This window comes from Terriglobia bacterium, from assembly GCA_032252755.1.
In the GTDB taxonomy this organism is placed as follows: Bacteria; Acidobacteriota; Terriglobia; order Terriglobales; family Acidobacteriaceae; genus JAVUPY01.
On record JAVUPY010000047.1, the window covers coordinates 1 to 18,260 of the forward strand.

At 59.4% G+C, this 18,260-nt stretch carries 13 protein-coding genes; 10 read left to right on the forward strand and 3 right to left on the reverse strand.

The genetic code is table 11. From position 1 onward, the window contains the following. Positions 1-63 precede the first annotated feature (63 nt). Entirely contained in the window at positions 64-846 is a 783-nt protein-coding gene (locus tag ROO76_10350; protein MDT8068551.1) for a CPBP family intramembrane glutamate endopeptidase, read from the reverse strand. Between the two features lie 93 nt (positions 847-939). Here ROO76_10350 and ROO76_10355 point away from each other — a divergent pair, with 93 nt between their 5' ends. The 9 genes from ROO76_10355 to argJ all read left to right on the forward strand — a co-directional run bounded on the left by ROO76_10355 (position 940) and on the right by argJ (position 10,488). Next, a complete protein-coding gene (locus ROO76_10355) occupies positions 940-1,908 on the forward strand; it encodes a quinone oxidoreductase (GenBank protein MDT8068552.1) in 969 nt (322 codons plus the stop codon). A gap of 174 nt (positions 1,909-2,082) precedes the next feature. Beyond that, a complete protein-coding gene (gene argC / locus ROO76_10360; GenBank protein MDT8068553.1) occupies positions 2,083-3,153 on the forward strand; it encodes an N-acetyl-gamma-glutamyl-phosphate reductase in 1,071 nt (356 codons plus the stop codon). Next, positions 3,150-3,929: an acetylglutamate kinase gene (gene argB / locus ROO76_10365; GenBank protein ID MDT8068554.1), complete on the forward strand. Its 780-nt coding sequence runs from the start codon at positions 3,150-3,152 to the stop codon at positions 3,927-3,929. The genes argC and argB overlap by 4 nt, the downstream gene beginning before the upstream one ends. After that, a complete protein-coding gene (locus ROO76_10370; protein ID MDT8068555.1) occupies positions 3,926-5,188 on the forward strand; it encodes an aspartate aminotransferase family protein in 1,263 nt (420 codons plus the stop codon). The genes argB and ROO76_10370 overlap by 4 nt, the downstream gene beginning before the upstream one ends. Then, positions 5,185-6,186 (forward strand): ornithine carbamoyltransferase, encoded by a 1,002-nt coding sequence (gene argF, locus ROO76_10375; GenBank protein ID MDT8068556.1) that lies wholly within the window; start codon positions 5,185-5,187, stop codon positions 6,184-6,186. The genes ROO76_10370 and argF overlap by 4 nt, the downstream gene beginning before the upstream one ends. After that, positions 6,179-7,396: an argininosuccinate synthase gene (locus tag ROO76_10380; protein MDT8068557.1), complete on the forward strand. Its 1,218-nt coding sequence runs from the start codon at positions 6,179-6,181 to the stop codon at positions 7,394-7,396. Before argF ends, ROO76_10380 begins: the two co-directional genes overlap by 8 nt. Further along, on the forward strand, positions 7,396-8,790 hold the full coding sequence (argH, locus tag ROO76_10385; protein ID MDT8068558.1) for an argininosuccinate lyase: 1,395 nt from the start codon (positions 7,396-7,398) through the stop codon (positions 8,788-8,790). The genes ROO76_10380 and argH overlap by 1 nt, the downstream gene beginning before the upstream one ends. After that, positions 8,777-9,295: an N-acetyltransferase gene (locus ROO76_10390; protein MDT8068559.1), complete on the forward strand. Its 519-nt coding sequence runs from the start codon at positions 8,777-8,779 to the stop codon at positions 9,293-9,295. The genes argH and ROO76_10390 overlap by 14 nt, the downstream gene beginning before the upstream one ends. Continuing rightward, on the forward strand, positions 9,292-10,488 hold the full coding sequence (argJ, locus tag ROO76_10395; protein MDT8068560.1) for a bifunctional glutamate N-acetyltransferase/amino-acid acetyltransferase ArgJ: 1,197 nt from the start codon (positions 9,292-9,294) through the stop codon (positions 10,486-10,488). The genes ROO76_10390 and argJ overlap by 4 nt, the downstream gene beginning before the upstream one ends. A gap of 45 nt (positions 10,489-10,533) precedes the next feature. Here argJ and ROO76_10400 read toward each other — a convergent pair whose 3' ends face one another. Continuing rightward, a complete protein-coding gene (locus ROO76_10400; GenBank protein MDT8068561.1) occupies positions 10,534-11,757 on the reverse strand; it encodes a DUF763 domain-containing protein in 1,224 nt (407 codons plus the stop codon). Positions 11,758-11,871: 114 nt separating this feature from the next. Here ROO76_10400 and ROO76_10405 point away from each other — a divergent pair, with 114 nt between their 5' ends. Beyond that, positions 11,872-15,030, forward strand: a complete 3,159-nt coding sequence (locus ROO76_10405) for a hypothetical protein (protein ID MDT8068562.1) — start codon at positions 11,872-11,874, stop codon at positions 15,028-15,030. A 70-nt stretch (positions 15,031-15,100) separates the two neighbouring features. Here the strand turns inward: ROO76_10405 and ROO76_10410 are convergent, their stop codons facing one another. Further along, a complete protein-coding gene (locus ROO76_10410; GenBank protein ID MDT8068563.1) occupies positions 15,101-18,214 on the reverse strand; it encodes a glycoside hydrolase in 3,114 nt (1,037 codons plus the stop codon). Positions 18,215-18,260: the final 46 nt, after the last annotated feature.

The following is an 18,260-nucleotide window of genomic DNA, read 5'->3' on the forward strand; positions in this document are numbered from 1 at the left end:
GAGTGAAGAGGCCGGCGCGGCGTGCGCCGGCCTTGTTATGTCTGCGCGAGGTCGCAGCTTCTCCTACTGCGCCGCTCCTGGCGTCCCCCGGACATGTCCGCTGACATCGGCTCGGTTCAGCGCGGCCTGGTCCGGGTGATATCGCAAGTACCCGATTCCCACACGCATGTGATGATGAATCGCGTTCGGAATGGACACGGCGATGCAGAGTCCGAGAATGCCATGGACAATCCCCAGAACATAGAGGTTGCGGTACTTCAGGAACAAAAGGCAGGCGACAACACCCCAAAACATGGTCGCCACCGTGAGCAGCGGATTGGGAACGTGAGCCGTGGCAAACAGAGCGGCTGCTGTGAATACGGCGGCCGTTCGCGTCGGCAGAAGCCGAACCAGCCGCAACAGGAAGAAATCCTGCAGGACAAACTGCTGCATGAGTGCCCAGATCATATAGCCCCACATGTGCCGCCCCACAGGCACTGGCCCATAGAGAGGATGCAGTGCGCTATACCAGGTTGAGATCAGCAGGTCTAAGCTGGCGAATGCGAGCGCAATCCCGAGGATCCACAGCGAACTGGGTAATCCGGACAGCCCAAGTCCGAGCATGTCCCGGTCGTTGCGAGCTAGCAAAACGGTCGAGACTATCCAGGAAAACGCCAACCAGAAGATGATCCGCTCGACGTGCAGAGGCGTCCAAACGGCAATGAGAATGAGCGCGTAACCCACCGATACTTCTATGAGATCACGCCTCGTGCCCTGGGAAGAGTAGATCACAGCGAAGTTGGATGTCAGGAGGCCGATAACGGTTTTAGCCGTGTCGTCCAACTGCCTCCCCGGATAGCAGTCCATACTGAATCCGCGAATGTGGCGGCTTCATCGAAAGCGCATGGACTTACACGTGATAATGGCGTAGTCATATCGATCGCCTGAAAGGATTCTTCAATGAAAGCTGTCGAGGTAAGTCATACCGGGGGCCCGGAGGTCCTCGAATATCACGATGTTCCTGAGCCGCAGCTGAAAGCCACCGAGGCTCTGGTGCGGATTGAAGCCGCCGGGCTGAACTTCATAGATGTCTACTTCCGGGAAGGTCGCTACCCCTCCAACCTGCCATTCATCGTCGGGCAAGAGGCCGCGGGGATCGTGGAGAAAGTTGGTAGCGATGTGACCACGGTGAAGCCCGGTCATCGTGTGGCCTATACGGGACTGCAGGGAGCTTACGCGGAAAAGTCCGCCGTAGCAGCCGACCGCCTGGTGAAGATTCCCGACGGCGTGAGTTTCGAACAGGCGGCAGCCCTGATGCTCCAGGGAATGACGGCGCACTACCTCGTCAAAAGCACCTATCCCCTCAAGTCCGGCGAGACTTGCCTGATCCACGCGGCGGCCGGAGGCGTGGGCCAACTGTTGGTCCAGATGGCGAAGATGATCGACACAACGGTCATCGCCACGGCGGGTACCGACGAGAAATGCGATATCGTGCGCAGACTCGGGGCCGACCACGTCATCAACTACGACCAGCAGGATTTCGAGACGGAGACGAAGCGGTTGACCGGTGGCAAGGGCGTGCACGTCGTCTATGACGGCGTCGGCAAGACGACGTTCGAGAAAGGGCTCAACGTCCTGAGGCCTCGTGGGTACATGGTCTTGTTCGGCGGAGCCAGCGGAGCGGTGCCGCCGTTCGACCTGATCAAACTGTCTCAGAAGGGCTCGCTTTACGTGACCCGGCCGACGCTGGCGGCCTACATTGCGACCCGCGAAGAACTCGAGTGGCGCGCTTCAGACGTCATGGGCTGGGTGGCGAGTGGAAAGTTGAAGATCAGCATCGGGCAGACCTACCCTTTGGCGGAGGCCGAGAAGGCGCATCGGGATCTGGAGGGGCGGAAAACAACCGGCAAGACGCTGCTGATTCCGTAATCTGCTGTTCGCAAACCAACAGCGCTGTGGGAGACGCCAAGCCGTGACGAAAGTCACGGCTTCTTCATTGCGGGACAAGGCTTTAGCGCCGAGCTGCCCGCCAAAAAATTACAAAAAATTAATTGACAGTAGAGTCCCATATGCTCGAATATTTATTCACGCGTATGCATAAATATGCATACGCTTTGCATATTCATGATGAGCGCCAGGCTACAGCCCGCAGTGGTCGGAGCGACCGGGTACACCGGATTCGAGTTGACCCGGATACTGCTCGGCCATCCTCGCCTCAAGAAGCCGATCCTCCTCCGCCGCGAGGGCGACGGACACTCGCCCGACATGACCGAGTTCTATCCGCAACTCTCCGGCAACGGCAACGGGTCGCTTCCGATCGAGGCCTTCTCGTGGAGCGCGGTCAAGGAGCGCGGGGTTGATGTTCTTTTCCTGTGCACACCGCATGAGGTCTCACGCGAGTGGGGTCCGGAAGCAGCAGCGCGCGGTGTTCGCGTCGTCGACCTCAGTGGCGCGTGGCGACTCAAGAATCCGGCAAATCGGAATGTATACGGGTTCAGGGACGCCGATCCCGCCAAGGCAGCGGAACTCGACGAAGCTGCCGTTTATGGCATTCCTGAGTTGCATGGCGATGCGATCGCGAACGCCGGGTTGGTCGCGAACGCCGGTTGCTATGCGACATCCATCATCCTTGCGCTCACGCCCTGGGTAAAGGCCGGGTTGGTGGATCTCGACCACGGCATCATCTGCGATTCGAAATCGGGCGTCTCCGGCGCGGGCAAGACTCCGACCGCCAAGACGCACTTCGTAGAAGTCGCGGAGAGCCTCTCGGCATACTCGGTATTTGGTCACCGGCACACAGGCGAAATTCTCGAGCAACTCGGAGTCACTTCGGAGCAACTTCAACTTACGCCTCATTTACTGCCGATTCCGCGCGGAATTCTCTCGACGATTTACGTCCGGGTGAAGAACGCGAGCTCGGCGGAACTTGAGCAGTGCCTGCGTGGGTACTACGCCGGGCGGCATTGGGTACGGGTGTTCGGCGCGTGCAGGCTGCCGGAGATCAAGTTCTCGCTGCATACGAACTATTGCGACATCGGATTCTCGGTGGCACCGGACGGGAAGCGCGTCGTCCTCGTCTCCTGTCTCGACAACCTGTTGAAGGGCGCCTCTGGCCAGGCTGTGCAGAACATGAACGTGATGTTCGGATGGAATGAAGGGGAGGGTTTGCAATGAAGGTCGTCGTAAAACTTGGTGGAGCGGCCCTCGACAATAAGGAAATCGTCCAGAAGTTTGCAACCTCCATCGCGAGCCTCGCGAAACAGGGACACAAGGTCGTAGTCGTCCACGGCGGCGGCGCGGCCCTCACGCGAACCCTGAAAGAGCTCGGCCGCAAGTCAGAATTCATCAATGGCCTGCGCGTCACAGATTCCGAGACGCGCGACGTGGCGGTGATGGTCCTTGCCGGCCACTTGAACAAACAGTTGGTTGCGGCAATCGGCCACACCGGTCAGCCGACGCTGGGCCTCTGCGGCGGCGACCTGCAATGCATGCGCGCGTCGAAACGCACGGGCGAAGTCGATCTCGGGTTCGTCGGCGACATCTGCCGTGTGGAGTCGAAGTGGTTCGAGGCGCTGTGGGAACACGGCGCGATCCCGGTCATCGCCAGCATCGCGCTCGGTTCCGATGGCGAGTATTACAACGTGAACGCCGACAGCATGGCTTCGGCCGTCGCCGTCGCCTGCAAGGCAAACGCCCTCGTCTTCCTGACCGATGTTCCCGGAGTGAAGGGCGTCGACGGCATGGTGGTGAAGTGGCTCCATCTCGGCGAGATCGGCGGGATGGTTCAGCAGTCCACGATCAGCGGCGGGATGATTCCGAAGCTGGAGGCCTGCACGCTGGCGCTGCAGCGCGGCGTGAATCGCGTGCGCATCATGCCGGCTGCAAACGTTGAAGTTCTGCCGGGATTCTTCAGCCAGTCGATTGAATTTGGGACCGAGGTGCTTCAGTGAGTTCAGCCGTGTTGCATTCGGCGCAGCAGGAGACCGCCGAAAAAGAAAAATCGTTGCTGGTGCAGACGTACGACCGCCTCCCCGTGTTGCTGGAGCGCGGCGAGGGTGTCTACCTCTACGACAGCGAAGGCAAACGCTATCTCGACTTTCTCACCGGAATCGGCGTGAACGCTTTGGGCCACGCGCATCCGGAGATTCGACAAACCATCGAAGAGCAGGCCGGGAAGCTGCTTCACACGTCAAACCTCTTTTATCACCATTACCAGTCGCGCGTCGCGGAGAAGCTCACCGCAATGTCCCGCATGGACCGCGTGTTCTTCTGCAACAGCGGAACCGAAGCATGGGAGACTGCGCTGAAGCTGGCGCGCGCTTATGGAAAGCAGGTCGCGCCAAAAGAAAAGAAGCCGAAGGCGAAGTTCCTGGTGATGGAGAACTCCTTCCATGGCCGCACCTACGGCGCGCTCTCGACGACCGGTCAGAAGAAGTATCGCGATCCGTACACGCCGTTGCTGCCGGGCGTGAGCTTCGTCAAGTTCAACAAGATCGAGGACCTGAAGAAGAAGTTCAACGATACAGTGGTTGCCATCGGCCTGGAGACTGTACAAGGCGAAGGCGGAATCGTCCCAGTCTCGCCGGAATTTCTTGCAGCCGCGCGTGAATTGACTTCGAACAGCGGCGCGCTGCTGATCCTCGATGAGATCCAGTGCGGCTGCGGTCGCACGGGTCGCTACTTCGCGTACCAGGACTACGGTGTCACGCCGGACATCGTGACGGTTGCGAAGCCACTCGCCGGCGGATTGCCGCTCGGTGCCGTCCTGACCACGAACAAAGTCGCAGAGGCATTTCATCCTGGTATGCACGGTACAACGTTCGGTGGCGGCCCGCTTGCATGCGCAACAGCGGATAAGTTCCTCGAAGTCCTCTCCCGCCCCGGGATGCTGGAGCACATCGCGGAACTCGGAGTGTACTTCCGCGAGCGACTGGGCGAATTGAAGAAGAAGCACAAGATCATCAAGGAAGTTCGCGGCATGGGGTTGATGAATGCAGCGAATTTGAAGTCGGCTGACATAGCGAAGGCCGTGATGAAGCAGATGCTGGAGCGCGGCGTAATCATCAATCGCACGCACGATACGGTGCTGCGATTCCTGCCGCCCTACATCATCGAGCGCGAGCACGTCGATGAAGTGATTTCAAAGTTGGACGAAGTCTTGCAGGCGAACAGCAGAAAGGCTGCGCCGGTGAGGAGAGAACAGCAGTGACAACAGCCCTGACCAATCCGCTCGCGGCGATTGCAACGCCGGTGGGCACGAAGCGCGACCTGGTCTCGATCCAGGACCTGACGCCGGAAGAAATCACCGGCCTACTTGACCTCGCGACGGCGATGAAGCACTCGCCTGCGGATTTCCGAGGTATGCTCGCCGGAAAACAGCTCGTTCTGTTTTTCGAAAAGCCCTCATTGCGCACGCGCCTGACCTTCGAGTCGGCGATGAACAGCCTGGGCGGCGTTTCGTTTTTTGTCGACCAGACCGGTTCTCGTCTTGGCGACCGCGAACCCCTGAGCGACATCGCGCATAACCTGGAACGCTGGATCGATGGCATCGTGCTTCGAACCTTCGCACACGAAACTGTTGCGAAGATGGCGGAGTATGCGGCGATCCCGGTCATCAATGCGCTGAGCGACTTCGAGCATCCCTGCCAGGCGCTGGCCGACACCCTGACCGTTCGCGAGAAGTTCGGCGAACTCAAGGGCGCGAAGATTGCCTACGTCGGTGACGGCAACAACGTCGCGCATTCGCTGCTTCTCGCGGCGGCCGCCGTAGGCGCAAAGATTTCTGTCGGAACCCCCAAGGGCTTCGAGCCGAACTCCGGCATCGTCGCAGCCGCCAAGAAACTCGCCGTGAAGACTGGCGCAAAGATTCACATTGTCAACGATCCCGTCGCTGCCGTTACCGCCGCAGATGTCGTTTACACAGACGTTTGGGCGAGCATGGGTCAGGAGGCCGAGGCTTCCGAGCGCAAGAAGACGTTTGCAGCCTACCAGGTGAACGACGAACTGATGGCGCATGCCTCCAAGCACGCGCTCTTCATGCACTGTCTTCCAGCGCACCGCGGCGACGAGGTTGCGGCGTCCGTCATCGATTCGGCGCGGTCGATCGTCTTTGACGAGGCCGAGAACCGGTTGCATATCCAGAAAGCGATTCTAGTGATGTTGATGGGCGGCGCGAGCCGTGCCCAGCGGAGGAACTCCATTGTCTGAAAAAGTTGTGCTTGCGTACTCGGGTGGTCTCGACACGTCGATCATCATTCCATGGCTGAAGGAACACTATGACTATGACGTCATCGCCTTTGTCGCCGACGTCGGCCAGGGGGACGACATCGAGGCCGTCGTTGAGAAAGCGTACAAGACCGGCGCCTCGAAGGTGATCGTGAAGGACCTCCGCGAAGAGTTCCTGACAGATTACGTTTTCTCGGCGATCCGCACAGGCGCCGTCTACGAGCACAAGTACCTGCTCGGAACCTCGCTTGCGCGCCCGCTGATCGCGAAGTATCAGGTCGAAGTCGCGCTGCAGGAGGGCGCGACGGCCGTTGCGCACGGCTGCACCGGCAAGGGCAACGACCAGGTGCGCTTCGAGCACGCGTTCCAGGCACTGGCGCCCGAGTTGAAGATCATTGCGCCGTGGCGCGAGTGGGAACTCAAGTCGCGCGAGGACTGCCTCGATTACGCCGAGGCGCACGGAATTCCCGTGGCCCAGAGCCGCGAGAAAATCCACAGTCGCGACCGCAACCTGCTGCACGTTAGCCACGAGGGTGGGGAACTCGAAGATCCCAACAACGCGCCTCTTGAGACGACTTGGCAGTGGACGATGTCTCCGAAAGACGCGCCCGACAAGGTTGAGCAGGTCGAAATTGGGTTCGAGAATGGCGTGCCGGTGTCCATCGGAGGAATGGAGTTGGAACCGGTCGCTCTCGTCGAGTTGCTCAACGAAATCGGTGCCCGCAACGCCATTGGCCGCATCGATCTCGTCGAGAACCGCTTCGTCGGCATGAAGTCTCGCGGTTGCTACGAAACACCGGGCGGGACGCTTCTGCTGGCCGCGCATCGCGAACTCGAAGCGCTGTGCCTCGACCGCGACACAATGCACTTCAAGCAGGAGATGGCGCTGAAGTGGGGCGAACTGGTGTACTTCGGGCTGTGGTTCACGCCTCTGCGCGAAGCCATCGACGCATTTGTTGCGAGCACGCAGCAAGTCGTCACCGGTTCGGTGACGCTCGCTCTCTACAAGGGCAACATCGAGATCGCCGGCCGCAAGTCACCAAACTCGTTATATCGCATGGATGTCGCCAGCTTTACGATGGGCGAAAGTTACGACCAGAAGCACGCGGAAGGATTCATCCGGCTGCTGGCGTTGCCGGCCCGCTCGCGTGCGCTGCTGAATGCAAAGAAGACAGCGGAGGCATTGCAGTAATGAAGATGTGGTCGGGCCGATTCGCCGGGGGGCTAGATCCGGAGTTCGAGAGCTGGCAGCGGTCGTTTCCGTTCGACCAGCGGCTGCTTCCGCAGGAGATTGCGGCGAGCAAGGCGCACGCACGCGCGCTGAAAAATGCCGGTGTGTTGTCTGACGCAGAACTCTCGAACATACTCAGCGGACTGGAGCGCATCCTCGCCGAAGGGATTCCCGCACAGGACGATCCCGAGGTGGAGGATGTGCACCACTTCGTCGAAAAGCGCTTGATTGCGCTCATCGGCGAAACGGGACGCAAGCTTCACACCGGCCGCAGCCGCAACGAACAGATCGCGACCGACCTCCGGCTGTACATCCGCGACGCAATTGATGAAAACGCGCAATTGCTGGGCCGATTCATCTCCGCATTGATCGGGCAAGCGGAAAAGGCCGGCTCGTCGGCGATGCCGTCGTATACGCATCTGCAGAGGGCGGAGCCCGTCCTGGTTGCGCATTGGCTGCTTGCATATGCCGAGATGGCGTTCCGCGACTTCGACCGCCTGACGGACTGCCGCGCGCGCGTGAACCAGTGCCCTTTGGGTTCGGGCGCGATCGCCGGCACGATCCTGCCGCTCGATCGCGATGCTATCGCACGCGAACTCGGGTTTGACGCGCCAACGAAGAACAGCCTCGACGCGACCAGCGATCGCGATTTCTGCATTGAGTTCGTGCAGGCTGTCACGACGCTGGGAGTGCACTTGAGCCGCTGGGCCGAGGAACTGGCGCTGTTCTCGACCACGGAGTATGGCTTCGTCACCCTTCCGGAGCAGTACGCAACTGGCAGTAGCGCGATGCCGCAAAAGAAGAATCCGGATTCACTCGAGTTGATCCGCGGGAAGTCGGCGGCGCTGATCGCGAACGCGACGCAGTTGCTCATCACGATGAAGGGTCTGCCGCTTGCCTATAACAAGGACATGCAGGAGACGCAGCAACCGGTGTTCGCGGCGGCTCAGCAATCATCAGCGATGTTGAAGGTCGCCGTCGGATTCATGACGACGGTCGAACTCAACCTCCAGAAGATGCAAGCGGCCGCAAGTACGGGGTTCATGAATGCCATGGCTGCGGCGGGTTACCTCGTCCGGCAGGGAGTACCGTTCCGCAGCGCGCATGAGCAGATTGGTTCAGCGGTGCGGTTGTGTGTCGAAAGAAATTGCGAGTTACAGGATTTGAGCGCGGACGAATTGCAAAACTGCGGAATACGCGCCGATGCCGGGTTTTATGATGCCCTGCAATTGGCGGCGGTGCTCGCGTGTCATGACGTGCCGGGAGGAACGGCGCCTGAGCATGTGAAGCAAGCTCTTGCTGCGGCGAAAGAGCGTGTCGCGATGAAGTTGGGGGCCATCCATGCGTGCGCGTAAAGCCAAACTCTCCGATGCGGTTGCGATCGAGACATTGATTGGCTCGTACAGCACCGATGGCACGCTGCTGCCTCGCGCGCTCGCCGAAATCTGCGAGAACATCCGCGACTTTCACGTGCTCGAACACGAAGGACAAGTCGTCGGTTGCGGCGCATTGCATCTCTACGGGCTGCACCTTGCGGAGATTCGTTCCATCACGGTATCGAAGGATTTCGAGGGCCACGGAGCCGGAAGCGCGATTATCAACGCACTGCTGGCAGAAGCCAAACAGCAGAACGTGACCTGCGTGTGCCTGTTTACGCGTATCCCGGACTTCTTTGCGCCGTTCGGATTCAAATCCGCCGAACGTGAAGCGATCCCAGACAAGCTTTACAAGGATTGTCTCAACTGTCCGCGGATCAATAACTGTGACGAGGTCGCGATGTATCGCGGCGAGCTGCCCAAGTTCGCTATACTCGCACCGGGGAATATTGGCAGGGCTAATTACCTGGAGAACATTCAGTGAATGAATTGCATGTTCCGCAGGGCTTTGTATTTTCGGCTGTAAAGGCCGGAATCAAGGCGAGCGGAGGTTTGGACTTTGCAATGGCGGGAGCGCCGCTCGGCGCCAATGCGGCCGCGATGTTTACAAAGAATCTCGTCTGCGCCGCTCCGGTCACGATCGGAAAACAGAACCTGAAACAGACGCGGGGACGTATGCGGGCAGTCGTCGTGAACGCCGGTAATGCAAACTGTGCGACTGGACCCATGGGCTTTGTTGCCGCCAAAAACGTCTGCCGCAAGGCTGCTCATTTGATGCAGGTTCGCGAGGAATTCATCGTCCCTTCATCAACCGGAATCATTGGCGTCCCTCTCCCGGCCGAGAAATTGATAGGCGCACTGCCAAACCTTTTCGAAGGGAAGCGGACCGACGCGGACGCCGTTCACGCGTTCGCGCGCGCGATCATGACCACCGACAAGGTCGAGAAGATCGCATCGGTACAGTTCAAAGTCGGGACGAAATCAGTGAGTCTGTTGGGAGTCGCCAAAGGTTCCGGAATGATCCATCCGAACCTGGCGACCATGCTCGTCTACCTGTTCACCGATATCGAAGCGTCACCGGCGCAACTGAAGAAGGTTCTGCGAGAAGTCTCTGGTTCCACGTTCAATGCCATCAGTGTCGATGGAGACACCTCCACGAACGACACTGTGCTGCTGATGGCCTCCGGGCAGAGCGGTGTGACACTCGCTTCGCGCGGCGCTGCCAAGGAATTCGCTAAAGCGCTGCAACAGGTGTGTGCGTGGCTCGCAGCGAAGATCGTCGCCGACGGTGAAGGTGTGAAGCATGTCATTGAACTCACCGTCGAAGGCGCACCTGACGCGAAGGCCGCCGACAAGATCGCGCGAACCATCGCTCACTCGATGCTCGTGAAAACCGCCTGGGCGGGTGCCGATCCCAATTGGGGCCGTATCCTTGCCGCGGTAGGGCGATCGGGAGTGTCTATCGATCCGAACGCTCTCGATGTTTACATTGGCGAGCAACAGGTGTGCCGCGGAGGCGGGGCGATGTCGTTCGATGAAACGGCGGCTCACGCCTGCATGAGCCAGCCAAAGTACCCAATTCGCATGAAGGTCGGTAAGGGAAGAGGATCGGCGCGGATGTTGACTTGCGATTTAACCGCCGAGTACGTCCACATCAATGCGGATTACTCGACGTAAGGCAGTTTCAGGGTCCAAGATTCAAGGTGCAACATTGCGACGCGGCTAGCTTTTCCCTTGGAACAATTTCATTTGATTCTTACTGGCCCGAGTGCCCTTCCGGCCATCATCGAAAACCGTCCTCCCGCCAACCGATTTCGAAATTGACTGTTCGTGTGCGATTGCTTTGCTGAAATCCGCTTTTGGATCGAGGATTTCCTCGATTGCACGGCTGAACCGGTCCAGCCGTTTAAATGCGTTAAGCTTTTCGGGGTCGCCGACCTTTGCCGCATTCAGGGAACGCCGCAGCACTGAGATTGACTCGTCGTACGTCTTCAATGGAACGGGGAAGGGATGGCCGTCCTTGCCACCGTGTCCGAAGCTGAACCGCGCGGGATCCTGGAATCGCGTCGGAGTTCCATGGACGACTTCGGCGACCAGCGCCAGCGATTGCAGCGTTCGTGGGCCTAGTGTCTCAAGCAACAGCAACGACGCAAAATCCCGCAGGTCGCGCTCATAAGCCAGTGCGAGAACGGACCCAAGGCGCTTCAGATCGACGTTCTCCAGCGGTACATCGTGATGTGACGGCATGACAAGACGCCGAATCTCCCCCAAGGCCTTATCGGGATTTTCGCGTGTTGTTTCCAGGATCGCCCTCTGTGCCGGTCCCGCCTCGCGGTCGACCAGATTCATAATTTCGCCGAGGTTTTCGCCGACGATTCCCGTGTGCGGTTCCGAGACGAAGTCTCGCACGTTCGCTGAGTGCCAGTGATAGCGCCGCGCCATTCCCGTCTCGTCGTTCATGCCTTGTTGCACCACCGCCCATTCACCATTGCTGGCGAGAATGAAGGAGTGGAGGTAAAGCTGGAATCCATCGGCCACGGCGTTATTGTCGACGCGCGCTGTGAGACGGCTGGTTCGCACGAGCGTCTCAGCATCGGCTCCAGTGATCCCCGCAACCCTGCGAAGCTCGTCGGGCGTCTTACGTGATTGTTTACCCCGGCCGCCGCAAATATAAATTCCAAGTTCGTCGGCTCGATCGGCGACACCGCGCTTCAACGCGCCCACCACGGAGGTGGTGATTCCGGACGAATGCCAGTCCATCCCCATCACGGACCCGAGTGCCTGGAACCAGAACGGGTCACTCAGTCGCGAGAGCAGTTCAGACGAGCCGTAGTGATAGAGGACGGCCTCGACGATCGCCGTGCCCAGGGTTGTCATGCGCTCGGCAAGCCAGCGGGGCACACAACCGCCGTGCAGCGGGAGATCGGCGATGCCGGAGCGCTTCATTGGCTTCATTTTAATGCCGGGCGTTGCCGGACCGCAGCGAAGGACAGTGTGACGAAAACCGTTCCGAATAGTATCCTCGTGAGTTCGTTGAATCCCATTTATTTTGGAGTGCGAATGTTGCGTCAGCTCAAAGCTGTGGCGTGGACGGTTGCATTGGTCGCCGTCGTGGGGTGCGCGGCGATATCGGCCGGCGCGCAACAGGTGAATCCAGCATTATTCCAGGACATGCGGTGGCGCCTGATCGGGCCCTTTCGCGCCGGTCGTGCGCTGACCGCAGTCGGCGTGCCCGGAAATCCGAGCCTATATTACTTCGGCGCGGTCGGCGGTGGAGTGTGGAAGAGCGAGAACGCGGGCCAAACCTGGAAGCCAATCTTCGACAACGAGAAGATCGCGTCCATTGGTGCGATGGCCGTTGCTCCGTCGGATCCCAACATCATCTACGTTGGCACCGGCGAAGCCGACATGCGCGAGGACATCACCTACGGCAACGGCATGTACAAGTCCACCGACGCCGGTAAGACTTGGACTCACATTGGTCTCGATGACACGCAGCAGATTGGCCGCGTGCTCATCGATCCGAAGAATCCCAATATTGTTTATGTGGCCGCTTTAGGGCACGCCTTCGGTGCGAACGCCGAGCGTGGCGTCTTCCGTACCACGGATGGCGGCAAGACCTGGTCGAAGGTGCTCTTTAAAGATGACAACACCGGCGCGATCGATCTCGCCTTTGACCCAAGTAACAGCAAGACGATTTACGCAGCTCTCTGGCAAACGCGACGCCCACCGTGGAACATCTATCCGCCGTCGAACGGCCCCGGCAGCGGCCTCTACAAGTCCACCGACGGCGGTTCGACGTGGCACCAGTTGACGAATGGCTTGCCGACAGAAGGTCTAGGACGAATCGGCATCGCCGTCGCGAAGACCAACCCCAAGCGCGTTTACGCCATTGTCGATGCCAAGCAGGGTGGCCTGTATCGCTCCGACGACGCCGGCCAAAGCTGGAAATTACTGGATAATGAAGACCGCATCTGGGGCCGTGGTTGGTACTTCGGTATTGTCGAGGTCGATCCCAAGAATGCCGACATCGTTTACGTTTCGAACACGTCGGTATACAAGTCGATCGATGGCGGCCACAGCTTCGTGGCGTTCAAAGGTGCTCCGGGCGGAGACGACTATCACAGCATCTGGATCTCCCCCGATAACTCCGACCAAATGATCATCTCTGCCGACCAGGGAACGATCGTGACCCTCGACGGCGGCAAGACCTGGAGTTCGTGGTACAACCAGCCAACAGCGCAGCTTTACCACATCATTGCCGACGACCGCTTCCCCTACTGGCTTTACGGTGCGCAGCAGGACAGCGGCGCAATTGCGGTTCCGAGCCGCACCAACTTCGCGAACATCACCGAGCGCAATTGGCGGCCGATTCCCGTCGGCGGCGAGAGCGGTATGCTTGCCCCCGATCCCATGAACACCAACATCGTCTTCGGCGGAACCGTCGCGCGCTTCGACTGGAAAACCAACCAGACCGAAGATGTTTCGCCGACTCTCGGTCGCAACGAACAGTTCCGCGCCTCGTGGACGCTTCCACTCGTCTTCTCCATGGCGAACAAGCACGATCTCTACTTCGCGCATCAGATGATGTTCCGCACCTCTGATGGCGGAAAAACCTGGGAGCAACTCAGCCAGGATCTCACGCGTGAGAATCCTCCGGTCCCGCCGAACCTCGATCCCATCACGGCTAAGTACGGTCTGGTAAGTCCGCGCAAAGGAGTGATCTACACGATCGCACCTTCGCCGCTCGATCCGAACATCGTATGGGCAGGTACCGACGACGGCGTGATCCAGGTGACTATGGACCATGGCAAGACCTGGCAGAACGTGACTCCGCCGGAAGTTAAGCCGTGGGCGAAGGTCGGAATCATCGAGGCCTCCCATTTCGACAAGGACACCGCGTATGCCGCAGTCGATGCTCACCGCATCGAGGACATGAAGCCGTACATTTACCGCACCCACGATGGCGGCAAGACCTGGCAACTGCTCGGGAAGGGTATTCCCGACGGTTCATTCGTAAACGCCGTGCGCGAAGATACCGTGCGAAAAGGCCTGCTGTTCGCCGGCACCGAACTCGGCGCCTACGTCAGCTTCAACGACGGCGATGATTGGCAGCCATTGCAACTGAACCTGCCGGTAACGTCGATACGTGATTTGGTGATTCACGACAACGATCTCGCCGTCGCGACCCATGGCCGCTCCATGTGGATCCTCGACGACATCACTCCTCTGCGCCAGGCAAGCGCGGAGGTGGCGAACTCGGATGCGTATCTCTTCAAGCCCGAGAACGCGTTGCGAATTCACCCGGGGAATGATCAGGGCACGCCCTATCCGCCCGAGATCCCGCACGGTTTCAATCCGCCGAACGGCGCCATCATCGACTACTTCCTCAAGTCGGATGCGACTACCCCGGTGACGCTGGAGATTCTGGACAGCAACGGCAACGTGGTTCGCCGTTTTGCCAGCAACGAGAAACCGCATCCGATCGAAGCGAAGTCTCTGAATATTCCGATGTATTGGGTAAAGCAGCCGGAGGTGCTCTCGGCAAAAGCCGGAACGCATCGCTGGGTTTGGGATCTTCACTACGCTGCGCCGGGCGGCGGAGCAAGTCCGATGATGATGATGATGCGTCGCGGCGGAGGCAACTGGGTTTTGCCGGGAACCTACACGGTTCGACTGACGGCCAACGGCAAGACGTATTCGCAGCCGCTAACGGTCACGATGGACCCGCGGGTGAAAACCACGCAGGCGGATCTGGAAGCGCAGTTCGACGCTTCTCAGAAAGCTGTGGCGGGAATCCAGGAGCTTTCGAAGCCTGCTGGCGAAGGCACTGCAATCACGAAACAGTTCAGTGATTTGAAGCCGAAACTTAAACAAAACTCTGAACTAAGTTCGACGGCAACCGAATTCAAAAAGAAACTGGACGAGGTTCTCGGGCCGCCACCGCCTTCGTATGGAACGCCCGTAATTCCGGTCAATACGGATTACACCAGCGTTCGCTATGTCATGGGCGCATTGCGGCAGGTTCAGGGAGCGATACAGAGCGCCGACGTCGCTCCGACACCTGATCAGTTGCAAGCGCTGGACAAATATCTCGCTCAGGAAAAATCCACGCTAACCGGATGGGAGCACTTCGTCTCGACCGATCTCGCAAACCTCAACCAGAAGTTGAAGGCGGCGGGATTAGCCGAGATCAGCATGGAACCGAAGAACCGGTAGACAACCGAGGAGTGAAAAAAGCCCCGCCCTGCGATGATCCCAGGGCGGGGCATTCATATGTCAAAAGGAACTACTGGAGCTTTACTTCCTCCAGTCCCGCCGACTTCAACTGTTGGTTGAAGGTCGGAATTTCCTGGCGTTCAAATGTCTGCCAGTTTTGTAACGCCCCCGGGACCTTCTTCTGGACTTCCGCGATTGCGGCGACGGTTTGGGTCGTCGGCGCGACATCGGCGTCCTGAAGAACTCCCATCAGCATCATCAACTGGCCGCGCACTGAGCCGAGCGATTCGCCCGCTGCGCCACCAGGCCCGCGACGTCGTCCCGCTTCACCCGCAACCTCGTCCAGTTTCTTTTCAAACGCGGTAATAGCTTCGGCGGCTGCGCCCTGCGCGTGCTCTTTCCTGGCCTTCAACTGCGAACGCAGTTCCGTTGCCTTGTTCATTCCGTCCGAGAGTTTCATCGCGTCGTCGTAGACCTGCTTCGATAACCGGTATTGCTCCTGCAAACCGGCCAGCGGCGTTTTCACCCGCGGGTCCATCGTGACCTTCAGCGGCTGCGAGTAGCTCTTGCCGGCAACCGTGAGCACGACCGTGTAGTTTCCAGGCATCGCCCACGGAGACGTCGTCGCGGGCGCGGTGTTGTGCGGAATGGCCGCGATCGGATACTCAGCCGGAATCCCGGGGATCGGCTGCAGGTGCATATCCCAGAGGAAACGATGCAATCCAGCGCTGGTTTCGACGACCTTTGGCGGGCGCACCCAGTAAGCCGGAATCGTCAGCGTTTCGGGCTTCGCAGGCGGTTCCGCGCTGGAGTAGCGCCGCACTATGTTCCCGCTCGCGTCCTTGATTTCAATCGTCACTGGCCCGCTCGCCGCAGACTTCAAGTAATAGTTCAATACCGCGCCGTCCGGCGGATTCGGCCCGGCCGGGAAGTCCGGAGGCAGCGGCGTGTCGGTGTTCATGTTCCACCGAACGCGAACCGCGTCCTCGGGCTTGAAGAGATGATCTCCTGACAGCGTGGTTCCATTCACCTGCCGCAGCGGGGTGATGTCGTCGAGGATCCAGAAGCCCCGTCCGTGCGTCGCCGCCACGAGGTCGTCATCTTTCACGATGATGTCGCGCACGGAACTTGCCGGCATGTTCAGCCGCAGGGACTGCCAGTGATCGCCATCGTCGAACGAGACATAGACTGCAGCCTCCGTCGAAGCGTAGAGCAGGCCTTTGCGCTTCGGGTCCTCGCGAATTGCATTGGTATTCTCGTTCGCGGGGATTCCATTGTCGATTTCCGTCCACGTCTTGCCGCCATCGTGTGTGCGGTAGAGGTGCGGACGAAGGTCGTCGAGACGGATGGTGTTGATCGCAGCGTACGCGGTCTGCGGATCGAAGTGGCTGGCGTCGATGATCGAAACTTTTGCCCATGGCACAAGAGCCTTCGGTGTGACGTCGGTCCAGTGCGCACCACCATCGGTCGTGAGTTGGATGAGTCCGTCGTCTGTGCCTGCCCAGATGCGATTTACATCGAGCGGCGAGGGCGCGACCGTGTAGATAACTCCGCGCTGAGTTGGCTGCGCGGATTTTTCCGAGCTGTATTTACCGATCGTCGCGGGAATCGCATAACTCTTGCGCGTCAGGTCCGGCGAAATCTGCTGCCACTGCTTTCCGCCTGTTGTCGTCTTCCAAAGCACATTCGACGCGAAATACAGAACGTGCGGGTCGCGCGGCGAGAATACGATTGGTTCCGTCCGTACAACTCGATAGTCGGGACCGCGGAGCAGCTTCGGTGCTATGTCTTGCGCCTGTCCAGTTCTCCGGTCATAGCGCGTTAGCTTACCGCCATAAACAATGTCGGGATCGAGTGGGTCAGGCGCGACGTAGCCGTATTCTTCGGCGGCAACGGGGTGCCAGTCTCGAATGGTGATCTCGCCGTCATTCCCGCGCGAACGAATACAAACCGAGCCGCTCTCCTGTTGTCCGCTGCATACGCGGTAAGGGAACGAATTGTCAGCCGAAACGTGGTAAAGCTGCGCGGTATTCTGGTTGTACCAACTGCTCCAAGATTGGCCACCATTGACGGTAACGATTGCGCCCTGGTCGCTGGCTAGCGCAATGATCTCGGGGTTATTTGGATTGATCCAGACGTTCTGGTAGTCGTCGCCGCCGGGCGCGCCGCGGAAACCGGTCCAGGTCTTCCCGCCGTCTGTGGACTTCCAGGTAACGATGCTCGCGATGTAGATGATTTCGGGGTTCTCAGGATCGATGCGTGGAACCGGGAGTTCGCCACCACCGCCGATGCGAACCAGCGGCCGAGGATCGTTGGTCACAATGCTCCAGTTCGCGCCGCCATCGTTGCTGCCATACAGCTTGATGCCGTTCATCAGCGCAACCGTGGCGAGCAGACGATTGGGATCGCTCGGTGCGATCGCGAGGTTTGCCTGTACCATCCCATTCGGCAGGCCACTGGTCAGTTCATGCCAGGTCTTGCCGCCGTCAGTGGATTTGTAGATCCCGGCGCCCGTTCCATTCCATGCGCCGTTCTCCCACGGACCTTCGCGCGCCTCCCAGAGTGAGGCGTAGGCGATCTCGGGATTCGTGGGATCAAAAAGCACGTCAGATCCGCCTGTATTCTCGTCTTTGTAGAGAACCTTGTCCCAGCTCTGTCCGCCGTCGACACTGAGGAAGATGCCGCGTTCGGAATTCGGACCGTAGGGATGTCCGGCTACTGCCGCCAGCACCCGGTTGGGGTCGCGTGGGTCAACGGCAATGTTTGCGATCTGCTGGGCGTTGCGAAGTCCGAGATGCATCCAGGTCTTTCCCGCATCCGTGGACTTGTACATACCGTCGCCGACGGAGAGGTCGGGACGATGCAGGCCTTCGCCGCTGCCTGCGTAAACGACGTTGGGATCGGACGGCGCAACGGCAACCGCGCCGATCGAACCAGTAGGCTCATGATCGAAAATCGGCTTCCACGTGCGGCCGTAGTCGTCGGTCTTCCACACGCCGCCGTCACAAACCCCGATATAAAAAACATTCGGCTGCGACGGCACGCCCGACAACGCTTTCGTGCGTCCGCCGCGATAAGGACCAATGCCGCGCCATTGGAGTTCGTGGAAAAGGTCGGCTGGAATTTGTTGAGCGGCTAATGAGAGGGAAACGAATCCTAGGACAACGACGAGCAGAGCGCGCATCGCGCTCCTGTGATGAATTGTCACGTCTATCCTCCGGTGCAGGAGG

What these genes read in the sequence shown, in the direction of transcription:
- ROO76_10355 (MDT8068552.1), top strand. Translation starts at nt 940, where the DNA reads ATGAAAGCTGTCGAGGTAAGTCATACCGGGGGCCCGGAGGTCCTCGAA.
- ROO76_10350 (MDT8068551.1), bottom strand. Translation starts at nt 846, where the DNA reads ATGGACTGCTATCCGGGGAGGCAGTTGGACGACACGGCTAAAACCGTT.
- argH (MDT8068558.1), top strand. Translation starts at nt 7,396, where the DNA reads ATGAAGATGTGGTCGGGCCGATTCGCCGGGGGGCTAGATCCGGAGTTC.
- ROO76_10410 (MDT8068563.1), bottom strand. Translation starts at nt 18,214, where the DNA reads ATGCGCGCTCTGCTCGTCGTTGTCCTAGGATTCGTTTCCCTCTCATTA.
- ROO76_10390 (MDT8068559.1), top strand. Translation starts at nt 8,777, where the DNA reads ATGCGTGCGCGTAAAGCCAAACTCTCCGATGCGGTTGCGATCGAGACA.
- argC (MDT8068553.1), top strand. Translation starts at nt 2,083, where the DNA reads ATGCATACGCTTTGCATATTCATGATGAGCGCCAGGCTACAGCCCGCA.
- ROO76_10400 (MDT8068561.1), bottom strand. Translation starts at nt 11,757, where the DNA reads ATGAAGCGCTCCGGCATCGCCGATCTCCCGCTGCACGGCGGTTGTGTG.
- argB (MDT8068554.1), top strand. Translation starts at nt 3,150, where the DNA reads ATGAAGGTCGTCGTAAAACTTGGTGGAGCGGCCCTCGACAATAAGGAA.
- ROO76_10405 (MDT8068562.1), top strand. Translation starts at nt 11,872, where the DNA reads ATGTTGCGTCAGCTCAAAGCTGTGGCGTGGACGGTTGCATTGGTCGCC.